Annotated in this window: 14 protein-coding genes; 8 read left to right on the forward strand and 6 right to left on the reverse strand. The window is 52.5% G+C overall.

What is annotated here, in order from left to right:
• The first annotated feature begins 11 nt into the window (after positions 1-11).
• Both dusB and fis read left to right on the forward strand, forming a co-directional pair.
• Positions 12-977, forward strand: coding sequence for a tRNA dihydrouridine synthase DusB (dusB, locus tag EHW56_RS14450; protein WP_046074526.1), 966 nt, complete (start codon positions 12-14; stop codon positions 975-977).
• A gap of 22 nt (positions 978-999) precedes the next feature.
• On the forward strand, positions 1000-1296 hold the full coding sequence (gene fis, locus EHW56_RS14455) for a DNA-binding transcriptional regulator Fis (RefSeq protein ID WP_021024113.1): 297 nt from the start codon (positions 1000-1002) through the stop codon (positions 1294-1296).
• 91 nt (positions 1297-1387) lie between these two features.
• Here the strand turns inward: fis and zntR are convergent, their stop codons facing one another.
• A complete protein-coding gene (zntR, locus tag EHW56_RS14460) occupies positions 1388-1813 on the reverse strand; it encodes a Zn(2+)-responsive transcriptional regulator (protein WP_369795702.1) in 426 nt (141 codons plus the stop codon).
• 273 nt (positions 1814-2086) lie between these two features.
• Here zntR and purH point away from each other — a divergent pair, with 273 nt between their 5' ends.
• Both purH and purD read left to right on the forward strand, forming a co-directional pair.
• Positions 2087-3676 carry a bifunctional phosphoribosylaminoimidazolecarboxamide formyltransferase/IMP cyclohydrolase gene (gene purH, locus EHW56_RS14465; protein ID WP_152797123.1) on the forward strand — a complete coding sequence of 530 codons (1590 nt, stop codon included), beginning with the start codon at positions 2087-2089 and terminating at the stop codon, positions 3674-3676.
• Between the two features lie 20 nt (positions 3677-3696).
• Positions 3697-4983 (forward strand): phosphoribosylamine--glycine ligase, encoded by a 1287-nt coding sequence (gene purD, locus EHW56_RS14470; protein ID WP_152797121.1) that lies wholly within the window; start codon positions 3697-3699, stop codon positions 4981-4983.
• Positions 4984-5045: 62 nt separating this feature from the next.
• Here the strand turns inward: purD and EHW56_RS14475 are convergent, their stop codons facing one another.
• Entirely contained in the window at positions 5046-5720 is a 675-nt protein-coding gene (locus tag EHW56_RS14475) for a DUF1481 domain-containing protein (RefSeq protein ID WP_152797119.1), read from the reverse strand.
• Between the two features lie 59 nt (positions 5721-5779).
• Positions 5780-6052, reverse strand: a complete 273-nt coding sequence (hupA, locus tag EHW56_RS14480) for a nucleoid-associated protein HU-alpha (RefSeq protein ID WP_046074522.1) — start codon at positions 6050-6052, stop codon at positions 5780-5782.
• Between the two features lie 223 nt (positions 6053-6275).
• Here hupA and EHW56_RS14485 point away from each other — a divergent pair, with 223 nt between their 5' ends.
• The gene (locus tag EHW56_RS14485; RefSeq protein WP_046074521.1) at positions 6276-7364 is read left to right on the forward strand and encodes a CNNM domain-containing protein; all 1089 of its coding nucleotides are present in this window, start codon (positions 6276-6278) and stop codon (positions 7362-7364) included.
• A gap of 45 nt (positions 7365-7409) precedes the next feature.
• Here EHW56_RS14485 and EHW56_RS14490 read toward each other — a convergent pair whose 3' ends face one another.
• Positions 7410-8000, reverse strand: coding sequence for a YjaG family protein (locus EHW56_RS14490; protein WP_152797118.1), 591 nt, complete (start codon positions 7998-8000; stop codon positions 7410-7412).
• A gap of 91 nt (positions 8001-8091) precedes the next feature.
• Here EHW56_RS14490 and EHW56_RS14495 point away from each other — a divergent pair, with 91 nt between their 5' ends.
• Both EHW56_RS14495 and EHW56_RS14500 read left to right on the forward strand, forming a co-directional pair.
• Entirely contained in the window at positions 8092-8997 is a 906-nt protein-coding gene (locus EHW56_RS14495; RefSeq protein WP_172970058.1) for a D-2-hydroxyacid dehydrogenase, read from the forward strand.
• Positions 8997-9584: a uracil-DNA glycosylase family protein gene (locus EHW56_RS14500; protein ID WP_152797116.1), complete on the forward strand. Its 588-nt coding sequence runs from the start codon at positions 8997-8999 to the stop codon at positions 9582-9584. The genes EHW56_RS14495 and EHW56_RS14500 overlap by 1 nt, the downstream gene beginning before the upstream one ends.
• Before the next feature lie 42 nt (positions 9585-9626).
• On the opposite strand, the gene hemE is transcribed toward EHW56_RS14500, so the two are convergent.
• Both hemE and nudC read right to left on the reverse strand, forming a co-directional pair.
• Entirely contained in the window at positions 9627-10691 is a 1065-nt protein-coding gene (hemE, locus tag EHW56_RS14505; protein ID WP_152797114.1) for a uroporphyrinogen decarboxylase, read from the reverse strand.
• 217 nt (positions 10692-10908) lie between these two features.
• Positions 10909-11679 (reverse strand): NAD(+) diphosphatase, encoded by a 771-nt coding sequence (nudC, locus tag EHW56_RS14510; protein WP_152800040.1) that lies wholly within the window; start codon positions 11677-11679, stop codon positions 10909-10911.
• 144 nt (positions 11680-11823) lie between these two features.
• Here nudC and EHW56_RS14515 point away from each other — a divergent pair, with 144 nt between their 5' ends.
• Positions 11824-12309 (forward strand): Rsd/AlgQ family anti-sigma factor, encoded by a 486-nt coding sequence (locus EHW56_RS14515; RefSeq protein WP_046074515.1) that lies wholly within the window; start codon positions 11824-11826, stop codon positions 12307-12309.
• The last annotated feature ends 74 nt before the right edge of the window (positions 12310-12383 follow it).

A 12383-nucleotide genomic window follows, 5' to 3' on the forward strand; every position in this document is an offset into this window, starting at 1 on the left:
ATTTAGAGCTTTTGCGTATCGGACCCTACACCCTGGATGTCCCCTTGATCGTTGCCCCAATGGCAGGCGTGACAGATAGACCATTTCGTGAGTTATGTCTTGCACATGGTGCGGGCATGGCTATTAGCGAAATGATGTCGTCGAATCCAGCGTTGTGGCGGACGAGCAAATCGCAAAAGCGCATGGTTCATATTGACGAGTCCGGTCTGCGTTCGGTGCAAATCGCGGGGGCTGAACCCGAGCTTATGGCTGACGCAGCGCAGTTTTGTGTTGAAAACGGGGCGCAAATTATCGACATCAACATGGGTTGTCCGGTGAAGAAGGTCAATAAAAAGTTAGCAGGCTCTGCCTTGCTAACGCGGCCTGATCTCATTGAGCAAATCCTCAAAGCCACGGTAAACGCGGTGGATGTTCCCGTGACACTCAAAACGCGCACAGGCTGGGATCCAGACAATAAGAATTGTGTTGAGATCGCCCGGATGGCGGAAGATTGTGGCATCCAAGCCCTTGCACTGCATGGCCGCACGCGTGCCTGTATGTACAAAGGTGAAGCAGAATACGACAGCATTAAGGCTGCCAAGGCAGCGGTATCCATTCCGGTGATTGCCAATGGCGACATTGACTCACCAGAAAAAGCTCAGTATGTCCTCGACTACACGGGTGCGGATGCGGTAATGATTGGTCGCCCTGCTCAAGGACGCCCGTGGATTTTTCGCGAAATCCACCACTATCTCACCACAGGTGAGCACTTGCCTGCCCCTTCACTAGAAGAGGTTAGGACAATTTTGTTGGGTCATGTTCAAGAGCTTCATCAGTTTTATGGGGAGCTCAAAGGGTTACGTATTGCCCGTAAACACGTGGGCTGGTACCTAAAAGAGCATGACCAAATTGGCGACTTTCGCCGCACCTTCAACGCAATCGAAGATGCACCACAGCAGATCGATGCGCTGCAAGGCTACTTCGACAACGTTGCATAAATACGAGAAGAGCTGACAGAATATGTTCGAACAAAACCTGACTTCCGAAACATTGACAGTAACGACTGTAACTTCACAAGATCAAATTACGCAAAAGCCACTTCGTGACTCTGTAAAAGCGTCCTTGAAGAACTACCTCGCGCAATTGAATGGCCAGGAAGTCAACGATCTGTATGAGCTTGTCCTCGCAGAAGTTGAGCAGCCACTGCTGGATACCATCATGCAATACACGCGCGGTAACCAAACGCGCGCAGCCACCATGATGGGCATTAACCGCGGTACATTGCGTAAAAAACTGAAAAAATACGGCATGAACTAATCAACCATTGGTTTGGTTGTGATAAAACGGGCTAACCGTCAATCGGCTAGCCCGTTTTTGTTGCCTCTGACTGCGCATAAGTGCTCCCTCTTTAGCAGCATGAGTTGGAGTCCTCACTCTCCGCCAGGGTTTCCAATATCGAGCAATGGGTCGCGTCATCGTCGTCCATACCGCAGCAGGCGGCATTTAAACGTGTCAGTGCATGCTTGACCCGCTCAAGCGCCGCTATCTTCTCTGAGACCTCATTCAGGCGCCGCTGGGTGATCCCTTTTACTTCTGCACAAGTGTGTAAGGTCGCTTCTTCGCGAATGTCGGACAACTCGTGAATTTCATCAAGCGATAACCCCATCTCTTTGCCGCGCAAAATGAACATCACTTGGCTAATGGCCTCATCGGCATAAAGCCGGTATCCACCTTCGGTGCGCGCACTCGGCGCCAGCAAGCCTGATTTTTCATAAAAACGCAGTGTGTCGGTAGAGACACCACAGTGCTTGGCAAGCTCGCCAATTTGCAGCAATTTGGTCATCACCGCTCCTCTATCGTAATGCGATTGATCCTTCTTTTTGTAGCAAAGCCGCGACCTTATGACCAGCATTGCATGAGAACCAGAAAAAGCTGAAGTGTAAAAACAATAAAAGTGTCGCCATCAGCAAATAGCAATCGATTGCGCAAACAAAATCAGATAGAATATCGCCGCTTTGACAATTGGCGATTTAATAAAGCTTATCCATGTTGATAGACACGATGGGCTTTGATAAGCATTCAATCTGTCAGTGAAGAGAACTAAGCCATGGAAAATCTGCGTCCTATTCGTCGCGCGTTACTCAGCGTGTCTGATAAAACCGGTGTGGTCGAGTTTGCCCAAGCACTCGCCCAACGCGGTGTCGAACTGCTATCGACCGGCGGTACTGCCCGTTTACTCGCAGAAAACGGCCTCGCGGTCACCGAAGTCTCCGAGCATACCGGCTTCCCCGAAATGATGGATGGCCGCGTGAAAACCCTCCATCCGAAAATTCACGGCGGCATTTTGGGCCGACGCGGTCAAGACGATGCGGTGATGGAAAGCCATCAGATCGCACCGATTGATATGGTGGTGGTGAATCTCTACCCGTTCGCACAGACCGTTGCCAACCCAGACTGCACACGTGAGCAAGCCATCGAAAATATCGATATCGGCGGTCCGACCATGGTACGTTCAGCGGCGAAAAACCATGCCGACGTCACCATTGTGGTGAACAGCCAAGACTATGATCGTGTGCTGACCGAGATGGATCAGCATCAGCACTCTTTGACACATGCCACGCGCTTTGATTTAGCCATTGCCGCGTTTGAGCACACCGCGGCCTACGATGCCATGATTGCAAATTACTTTGGCACCCAAGTCCCTGCCTACCATCACGCCGAAGAGAGCCAAGACTCGCCATTCCCGCGCACCCTGACGCAACATTGGGTCAAAAAGCAAGACATGCGCTATGGCGAGAACAGCCATCAGGCAGGCGCGTTTTATACTGAAACTCAACCGCAAGAGGCCTCGGTAGCGACGGCGACCCAACTACAGGGCAAGGCGCTGTCTTATAACAATATCGCTGACACCGATGCGGCATTAGAGTGCGTGAAAGAGTTTGAACAGCCTGCTTGCGTGATTGTAAAGCACGCCAATCCCTGTGGCGTTGCCATCGGTGAAGACTTACTCAGCGCCTATCAACGTGCTTATCAAACCGATCCTACCTCAGCATTTGGTGGCATTATTGCCTTTAACCGTGAACTGGACAGCGACACGGCACACGCCATTGTCGAACGTCAATTTGTTGAAGTGATCATCGCACCTCGCGTCAGTGACGCCGCCAAAGCGGTGGTCGCAGCGAAGAAGAACGTACGCCTTCTCGAGTGTGGTCAATGGCAAACGCGCACCACAGGTTGGGATAGCAAGCGGGTTAACGGCGGCTTGTTAGTCCAAGCCCGCGACCAAGGCATGGTCGGCTTAGACGATTTGCGTATTGTCACTGAGCGCCAGCCCACAGACAAAGAGCTAAACGATGCGCTATTTTGCTGGAAAGTGGCAAAATACGTGAAATCGAACGCGATTGTGTATGCTAAAGACAGCATGACCATTGGCGTCGGCGCCGGCCAAATGAGCCGCGTCTACTCGGCGAAAATAGCCGGTATTAAAGCGGCCGATGAGCATCTCGAAGTGGCCGGTAGCGTGATGGCCTCCGATGCTTTCTTCCCTTTCCGTGACGGCATTGATGCTGCGGCAAACGCTGGGATCACCTGCGTGATCCAACCGGGTGGTTCGATGCGTGATGAAGAAGTGATTGCCGCCGCCAATGAGCATGGCATGGCGATGGTCTTTACCGGTATGCGCCATTTCCGCCACTAAGTGGGTATGAAGGAGAAAACATGAAGGTATTAGTGATTGGTGGCGGTGGCCGTGAACATGCCCTGGCGTGGAAAGCCGCGCAGTCATCAAACGTTGAAATCGTATATTGCGCACCGGGCAATGCCGGCACCGCCCACGAGGAAAAAGTCAGCAATATCGCCATTGCTGCTGATGACGTTGAGGGATTGCTGGCCTTTGCGCGCGAGCAACAGATTGGCTTAACCATCGTGGGCCCAGAAGCGCCACTGGTCTTGGGCGTGGTCGATGCCTTCCGTGAGCACGGCTTGGCTATCTTTGGCCCTACTCAAGCAGCGGCACAACTTGAAGGCTCAAAAGCCTTCAGTAAAGACTTTTTGGCACGTCACGGTATTCCCACCGCTGACTACCAAACCTTTTCTACGGTTGAGCCCGCGCTAGCCTACATCGCTGAAAAAGGTGCGCCCATTGTGGTCAAAGCCGATGGCTTGGCCGCCGGTAAGGGCGTCATTGTGGCAATGACCGAGCAAGAAGCCACCGACGCGGTACGCGATATGCTCTCGGGTAATGCATTTGGTGAAGCAGGCCACCGTGTGGTCATCGAGGAATTCCTGCAAGGTGAAGAAGCAAGCTTTATCGTCATGGTGGATGGCGAGCATGTGCTCCCCATGGCCACCAGCCAAGATCACAAACGGGTCGGTGAAGGCGATACCGGCCTGAATACCGGCGGGATGGGTGCATACTCACCCGCCCCTGTGGTGACCGATGCGATTCACCAACGCGTGATGGAAGAGGTGATCATGCCCACCGTGAAAGGGATGCACGAAGACGGTGTGCCCTACACCGGCTTTTTGTACGCAGGACTCATGATTACCGCCGATGGCACCCCAAAAGTGATCGAGTTTAACTGTCGCTTCGGCGATCCGGAAACCCAACCAATTATGATGCGCTTGCAATCTGACTTGGCTGCGCTTTGCTTGGCGGGCACAGAGGGACGCCTTGATAAGGTCGAGTCTCACTGGGATCCGCGTGCAGCCGTGGGTGTGGTCTTAGCCGCTGGTGGCTATCCAGGTGAGTATCGAAAAGGCGATCGTATCACTGGGTTGCCCACCGATAGTGAGACGGCCAAAGTGTTTCACGCAGGTACCGCGCTAAAAGACGGCGATATCGTGACCGCTGGCGGACGTGTACTCTGTGCTACCGCATTAGGTGAGAATGTGACCACGGCAAAACAAGGGGCTGACGCGCTCGCGGCCTTGATTCATTGGCCCGGTTGTTTCTACCGCTGTGACATCGCCCACCGCGCCGTTTCACGCGAGCAAATGGCATAATTGTCGCAACACATGATATAAAAAATGCGCCAAGTAGGCGCATTTTTTCACCGCTCTTCACTTTACTCATCCAGTAAGCGAGGGCGCTGTAAACAACGCTTTTCCCCCTCGACATGTACCAAAAAGTCTATCTGGTCGCGACCGATACTTGGGCTCCCTCCTGCAATCACAAACGTGCCAGGCTGGTTGAGACGCTGCACTAAAGACGGTGTCATCGTCTCGGGAAATGCCCAACGCTGACGGTCGTCGTCGCAATCAAGCCAATATTCACCTTGTCGCTGCGCTTGCAGCACCGAGACATTGTTGGCTAATTGCGCCTGCGCTTGGCGCTCAATTTGATTCGCTTCTTGATACAGGCGGGATAAAGTCGCACTGTCTAAAGGCAACAGCGCATCACCTTGATGATAGCGCTGGAAAACCGGCTCACCATTGGCGTCAAACCGTACGTGCATCGAAAAGGGCACCAAGCGGTTATCGACCAGCTTTTTCCCTTCACGCTTTAACGCACGCAGACTACCCGCTCGCCAAGCATATTCACTGCGGTACTGACCGTAATCGCCTTGCCACGCTTTCTCCGCCAAACCGATAACCTGCCCTTGTTGGCTATCTAGCCAATAAACGGCGCGATAATCTCCCGCTGAGAATGCGGTAGTATGAGTGACGGGCTTTGGCGGTTTACCGCTAGAACAGCCTGTCAGTGCCATTACTAAGGCAAGTATACAGAGGTAAAATCGCATGGCGGGCTCAGAGACAAAAACGCCATAGCAGGAGGCTATGGCGACATCAGCATGCGTGCTTACTTAACCGCGTCTTTTAACGCTTTACCTGCGACAAACGCAGGGACGTTTGCTGCAGCGATTTGAATTTCTTGACCCGTTTGTGGGTTACGACCGGTGCGTGCTGCACGGTGGTTAAGCTTAAACGTACCGAAGCCAATCAGTTGTACCTGCTCGCCTTCTTTTAAGGCGCCTTCAATACCGCCCAAAGTCGCTTCCAAAGCTGTTTTCGCTTGTGCTTTTGAAAGGTCTGCTTTTTCCGCGATCAGGTCGATCAGTTGGGTCTTGTTCATTATGTCTTCCCTTCTAGGTTTTTTAGAGACGAAGTCACTCTAATTCAAAAGAAGCCCGGCTGGCAAAGGTTTGTGGCGCTGAGTGTGGCTGTATGGAGGCTCTTTAACCACAAACTGAGCGCGATCTCACAATTTGTTGCGTTTTTTCTCAGTTGAATGGTTGTAAAAGCCCGCCAATGGCCTGATCTTTAGGGTGTTGATTGGCTTTTAACTCCGGAAACCTATGCTCATTCTGGTTCTTTTTATTTCGCTTTCTATTGGTGTCTCATTCATCTGCTCTGTGCTCGAAGCGATTTTGCTTAGCATCACCCCTAGCTACATAGCGAACCTGCGCCATCAAGCGCATCCTGCCGCCGAGCGGCTCAATGCGCTTAAGAAGGATATTGATCGCCCTTTGGCCTCCATTTTAACCCTCAATACCATCGCCCATACAGTCGGGGCAGCTGGCGCGGGGGCGCAAGCGGCTCACGTGTTTGGCGATGCGTGGGTCGGGGTTTTCTCTGCCGTATTGACGCTTGCGATTCTGCTTCTCTCAGAAATCATCCCTAAAACCATTGGCGCGAACTTCTGGCCGCAATTGGCACCTGGCGCGGCGCTGGTACTCAAGTGGATGGTGTGGGCGCTGACGCCATTCGTTTGGCTGTCTGAACAAATTACCAAGCGACTTAGTGCGGACACCACCCATGTTAAACTGCGGGACGAAATCTCAGCGATGGCGATGCTGGCCTCAGAAAGTGGAGAAATGGGTGAGGACGAAACGCAAATGCTTCATAACATGCTGAAGTTACGTGACCTGCCCGCAACACAGCTGATGACACCGCGCCCGGTCCTGTTTCGCATTCCTGCCGAGATGGATGTGAATACCTTCCTCGACGAACACGGTGACTGCCCATTCTCTCGCCCACTGGTTTACGGTGAACAGCGTGACGATATTCTAGGCTTTGTCCACAAGTCCAATATCTATGAAGCCAAAACCCAAGGCGCTGGCCAAACGCCGATAGGCAATCTCATGCGCCCCCTCGCGGTGATCCTTCCCGGCAACAGTGTTTTGCAAGCGTTTGATATATTGATGATCCGCCGCGCCCAGTTGGCGATGATTGTCGATGAATATGGCACGGTGCAAGGTATTATCACCTTGGAGGATGTGTTTGAGTACTTAACGGGGCGAGAAATCATCGATGAGGCGGACACGGTCACCGATATGCAACAACTCGCTTATCAGCGTTGGGATGCTTGGAAGAAGCAGCACAACATGATTGAAAGCCAAGATGACGATGAACCCCCGGTGCAGCGACATACGGATGAGTCATGATCAGAAAAGGCGGCTCGCGCCGCCTTTTTATCGGGTGACGCGTGCTTACTCGACACCTAATCCAAGGTTACTCACGCCCGCCTCACGCAGCTCTTGGCGGATGCTTTTGATCATCTCCACATCACGGCTTTCCGCACTTTTTAGCAAACGGAAAATCGCCCATTGGGCATCCCACTCTTCGCAAACCGCTTCAAACGTCTTTTGATTCTCATCCGTCACCGCCTCACCCGTTTGCGCCTCTTCTAGCTGCGCTACGCTGTGGACAGACTGCTGAGAGACTTTCAGAGTAATAGGGAGTATTTCATCACGATCCAACAGGGCGTGAAGAAGCTGAGACAAGGCGATGCAAGCATCAATTGCCGGGTAGGTCAGGTAAATGGCCTCATCGTCAGCCACCGGGATCAATGGCTCCAGCTTCTCCAGCTGCCGCTCAAAATCAATCTTGGCCGTTTTGACTGTTTGCGACTCCCACACTGCATCGAGAATATTGCGAAACGCTTGGGGATCAGCAAACTCGGTTTGCGCACAGTAAAGGGCATAGTTGGGCACCATACGCTCCACCAGCGCAGCCATAAAACAAATATGCTGCCAATTCTCACATTTTTCCAAACGTAGTTGTAAAGGGTTTCGTAACATAGCCAGTTGATCTTTAATAGCGAGAAGGAGTGTTATCCTCATAGAATGCGCTCAGTGTACTTGATTCCCCCCACCATAAAAAGGAGCCTTTGTGGATAAAATTTACGTTGTCAGCGAGCATGCCGAGACTTATCACCAGTTGATTGAAACGGCTCAGCTCCCCGATCTCGCTATCACCTCATCCGCAGAGGAGGCCAGTATCTGGTTGGCCGATCCGCCGCTTGCGGCCCCGCTATTGCCCAAAGCCAAGGCGTTGCGTTGGCTCCAGTCGACCTTTGCCGGTACCGATACCCTGATTAAAGCCCCTTTCCGTCATTATCAACTCACCAACGTGCGCGGCATATTCGGGGCACTGATGGCCGAATATGTCTTCGGGTTTGTGCTCAATGAAAGCCGACATATTGGTCAGTACGCGAAGCAACAAGCGCAGTGTCACTGGCAGCCTCAGCCCTATCAGTCATTGCGAGGGCAAACGCTCGCCATCTTAGGCACAGGGGCGATTGGCCAGCATATCGCGACCGTCGCACACGCCTTTGGCATGACGGTACTTGGCGTCAACCAAGATGGGCGGCCAGTCGATAGCTTTGATCACACACTGACGCTGCCAGCATTACAGCAACGCTTGGGCGAGGTAGATGTTTTGGTCAGTACCTTGCCCGCGACGCCAGCCACATACCAATGCCTGAATGCAGTTTTTTGGCAGCATGGGCAACATCTCTTGTTTATTAACGTTGGCCGTGGCGCGACCGTGGATGAGCTCGCCCTGCTCGACGCTTTAGACAACAAAAAACTACGCCTGGCGGTCTTGGATGTGATGCAACAAGAGCCGCTGCCGAAGCAGCACCCCTTTTGGACACACCCCAACGTGAGCGTGACGCCACATATTGCTGCCGTCAGTTTTCCTGAGCAGGTTTTTGCGCTCTTTGCGGATAATTATCGTCGCTGGCATGCAGGCCAGCCTCTGATTCACACTGTCGACTTTGATAAAGGGTACTAATGCTCTTTCCGGATTTAGACACGGCTTTAGCCGCAGCACGTGAATGCCGTTTGTGTCAGCATTGGCTAGCAGACGGCCCTCAGCCGGTGATCCAGGCCAGTGCTGACGCTCGCGTTCTGATTATCGGCCAAGCACCAGGTAGACGTGTCCATGAGAGTGGGCTGCCGTTTAATGACCCCAGTGGCGACCGCCTGCGTGAATGGCTGGGGGTCACACGTGAGCAGTTTTATCAGTCGGATTTATTTGCCATCATGCCCATGGGCTTTTGTTATCCCGGCAAAGGTAAATCGGGCGATCTACCGCCGGCGCGTATCTGCGCCCCCGTATGGCACCAGGCAATCAAAGCGCACCTTCCTCATGTTGCGGTAACCTTGCTGATTGGCCAATATGCACAGCAGTACTATTTAGCCAATAAACCCAAAACTTTGACCGAGACCGTCAAGCACTGGCAAAAGTGGGCCCCTCATACCTTTGCACTGCCTCACCCTTCTCCCAGAAATAGCTTATGGCTGCGCCGCAATCCGTGGTTTGAAGAGCAGGTGGTGCCCGCCATGCGTTATCACGTTCAACAGGCTTTATACGATTGAGGCTAAAAAGAACAACGCTCGCCAGACGGCGAGCGTGTTTGACTAATCGTGGTAAGGGCGCGAGAGTTCATGCACCGCATCAATAAAGGCGCCTGCGTTTTCTGGCGGCACATCCAAATGAATGCCATGCCCAAGGTTAAACACATGGCCCGTGCCCCCTCCAAACCCTTCGAGGATGGTGGCGACCTCTTGGCGAATGCGCTCTGGGCTCGCATAGAGCATCGATGGATCCATATTGCCTTGCAGCGCCACTTTGTCGCCAATTCGCGCTTTGGCATCCGCAATGTTAATGGTCCAGTCTAGTCCCACACCGTCGCACCCTGTGGCCGCGATATGCTCTAACCACATCCCCGCATTTTTGGTGAACAAGGTAACAGGGACACGGCGACCGTCATTTTCGCGAATAAGGCCATCAACGATTTTCTGCATATACTGCAAAGAAAAGTCGTTGTAGTCGCGTGGCGTGAGCACGCCCCCCCAGGTATCAAACACCATAACCGACTGGGCGCCGGCCTTAATTTGCGCATTCAAATAACTGGTCACGCTGTCAGCGAGTTTATCGAGTAAGGCATGCAGAGTTTGAGGCTCGGCATACATCATCTTCTTAATTTTGGTAAAGGCTTTTGAGGTGCCACCTTCCACCATGTAGGTCGCCAAGGTCCACGGGCTTCCCGAAAAACCAATTAACGGCACGTCACCGTTTAACTCACGACGGATGGTACGTACCGCATTCATTACATACTGCAGTTCCCCTTCGGGATCAGGCATGCCAATTTTATCCACGTCGGCTTTACAAGTGATGGGGCGGGAAAACTTGGGTCCCTCGCCCGTTTCAAAGTACAGCCCGAGCCCCATCGCATCCGGAATGGTGAGGATGTCTGAGAACAAGATCGCCGCATCTAAATCGAAACGACGCAGTGGCTGCATGGTGACTTCGCAAGCCAGCTCGGCGTTTTTACACAATGACAAAAAATCCCCCGCTTGCGCACGCAATTCACGATACTCCGGTAGATAGCGACCCGCTTGGCGCATCATCCATACGGGGGTGCAATCGACTGACTGCTTGTAAAGGGCGCGTAAATAACGATCGTTTTTTAATTCGGTCATTGTGTTAAACCTGTGTGCGAATAGTGGCGCTCATTGTATCACTGTGCGGTAGCAACAAAAGCCAAGCTTTGTTAACAGGATCATAAAACTGTCACCTAGGGGCAGCAAAGGATTGCTGATCATTTAACCGCATGTTACAACCGACCCATAACGACAATAGGTCTACGAAAGACAATATGTTCGCATCTTACCCCGGCTCCCCTACGGCCGGGTTTTTTTATGCCTGCGCCCAGGTGCAACTGGCCTCAATCAAGCGTCGGGCAATCGTCCCCCTTGGCGCCACTGGCGGTAGGGCGTCGCAATCAAACCATTGTGCGTCACTGAGCTCTTCGTAGTCAGGCTTTAGCTCACCGCCCGCATACTCTGCCAAAAAGCCCATCATCAAATTAGAGGGAAACGCCCAAGGCTGGCTATCCATATAACGGATATTTTTAACCTGAATCCCCGTCTCCTCCTCGACCTCGCGCGCCACACACTGTTCGAGCGTTTCTCCGGGCTCGACGAACCCAGCAATCACGGTATAAATCCCGGTTTTATGCCTTGGATGTTGTGCCAGTAGTAACCGCTTATCATCGCGCACCGCCACAATCACACACGGCGAGACACGCGGATAATCGTGACGCTGACAGTTAGCGCACCGCATCGCCACCGCCTGAGCGTCGAACGCAGTGCGCTGACCACAACGACCACAGAATGCTTGCTGCTGGCGCATATAATCGAGCTGAACCACACACCCCACTAACGCAAATAAGTCGGCTGACAGGAAGGGAAGTAAGTCTCGTAAACCCGCCATCTCATCATGGGGAAGCATCGGGTTACAATTAAATACCCCCACGACGGGCGTGTGCTGATAATCACCGACTGTTACGGTTTCACCGCCAGAAAAGGGTAACTGCGACAAGGGGATACATGGCAGCTCCCCCTTGGGTAGCCAGAGTTTACCCTTAGTAATCGCGCACACATAGACGGCTTGTTGATTCTGAGACATGGTCACTTCCTTAGCCTTGCAGCTATACTTGAATACTGGCAATCTAGCTTTATAACGTGATGCAAAGGATTGAGCAGCCCGTTAATTTTCAGCTGGCCTTTTATAGTGCCATTCATTCGCTGGTCGATCACGAGGATACCGATCATGCTGAGACAACTCGAACGAACCAAAGCACAATGGAGCGGTTACGACGAGGTTATCGATTACTGGCTCGAGCTACGTCGCCAACTGTTGGTGGAGTATTACAATGTGGCCGGCGTGGCCGCGAAAAAGAAGCAAGCCTTGCCAACCAAAGCCGAGCTTGACCGTTTTTGTGACTACCTAGTCGATTACATCTCCACCGGTCACTTCAAAATTTATAACATGGTCATGGAGCGTTGGCAGTCGACAGGCTTCTCTGCCACCAAAGAGACCGACAACCTCTATTTCCGTATTGTCGATACGACCGATCCACTGTTGGACTACAACGATAAATTTAGCGCGATCGACCTCGACGATGATGATTATGACGCCACGGATTTCGATCAAGATATGTCTGCGATTGGCGAGTGGTTAGAGCAGCGTTTTGAGTTAGAAGATACCCTAATTCGCGTCATTGCCGACAGCCTTGCTCACCCACCGGGTGCGTAAGTCAACCTGCCTGTCAGCTGTATAACGCCGCCAACCTAGGCGGCTTTTTTGTTGCTGTCGTCACTGACAACCCC

It is taken from the genome of Salinivibrio sp. VGrn1 (assembly GCF_009377995.1).
In the GTDB taxonomy this organism is placed as follows: Bacteria; Pseudomonadota; Gammaproteobacteria; order Enterobacterales; family Vibrionaceae; genus Salinivibrio; species Salinivibrio siamensis.